Source organism: Bathymodiolus azoricus thioautotrophic gill symbiont (genome assembly GCF_001298715.1).
Taxonomy (GTDB): domain Bacteria; phylum Pseudomonadota; class Gammaproteobacteria; order PS1; family Pseudothioglobaceae; genus Thiodubiliella.
Window position 1 is genome coordinate 1 of record NZ_CDSC02000288.1, and the last position, 956, is coordinate 956.

Sequence of the window (956 nt, forward strand, 5' to 3'; positions counted from 1 at the left end):
AAGCATTTTCTTAAAATCTTTATCTATATTCATGGCAGTCAAATCAAATGATAATACCCAATTTGTGTCAATGGTATCTTGGGTGCTATTTTTCTCTAAGCCTAATTGAGTTGCCCAGCCAATACCAATCACAGTACTAGTTGAAACCTTTTTACTGCTTTTTGAGCACCAATATTGACCAAATACATCTTCACTATCGCCATCTGACACCTGGTTGGTTATATTGACGGGAAACTCTTGATTGTTAACATTTAGCGACAATATTAGAGTCTTTGTGGGAATAGTGATATCGGAACTAGTGGTAATCTTAAAAATAACGGAATCTAAGCTTACAGAATTAAAATACTTTAATTCTCTAGCGTTAAAATCAAATTTAAGTTGTTGCTTTTTGACATCAGAATGATCTTGCATAAAAGCTTGCCAATTACTAGAAAAACTTTGAACTAAATTATAATAAAGTGTAGTTGGATAATCGGCACTATTTGCTAATGCATTATTTACTTCATTAGCAAAATTCCTACCACCGTCCATTGCAGTATAGCGAATATTGATAATAACATCTGAAATACTGCTGTAATCAATTTTATTATTTTTTGGTGGCATGGAGAGGCTCCATGTTGAGACTGCTCCCGTATTTTCAAAAGGTAGATACAATTCATCTTTAAAGTCAAGCTGGAACAAACCTGAGTCTTCAATGCCACGAGAAATAGCGATTTTTTGATTACCACGCCAATCTTGACGAATGCTTTTTGGCATTGATTTTGATTTGGTGGATTGCCCTAATAAATATTTAACCGCATTAATATCGGCATCTAATACCACGGAATTATGTAATTGCGATAAGATTGCATGGATATTTTGATAAGGACCAATAATGGCAGGAATACTAATAGAAAATGCTTTTAATTTGACGCTGATAGTGCCCTGGAAAATCGTAATCAAATGATCTTTCAGTC

2 protein-coding genes are annotated in these 956 nt (G+C 33.9%); both read right to left on the minus strand.

What is annotated here, in order from left to right:
• Window positions 1-918, minus strand: a 918-nt coding sequence (locus tag BAZSYMA_RS09980) for a Tc toxin subunit A-related protein (RefSeq protein ID WP_479385927.1), incomplete at its 3' end; no start/stop codon positions are given.
• The coding region (locus BAZSYMA_RS10685; protein WP_420912279.1) for a Tc toxin subunit A-related protein at window positions 887-956 on the minus strand (70 nt) is incomplete at its 5' end. The genes BAZSYMA_RS10685 and BAZSYMA_RS09980, both read right to left, overlap by 32 nt.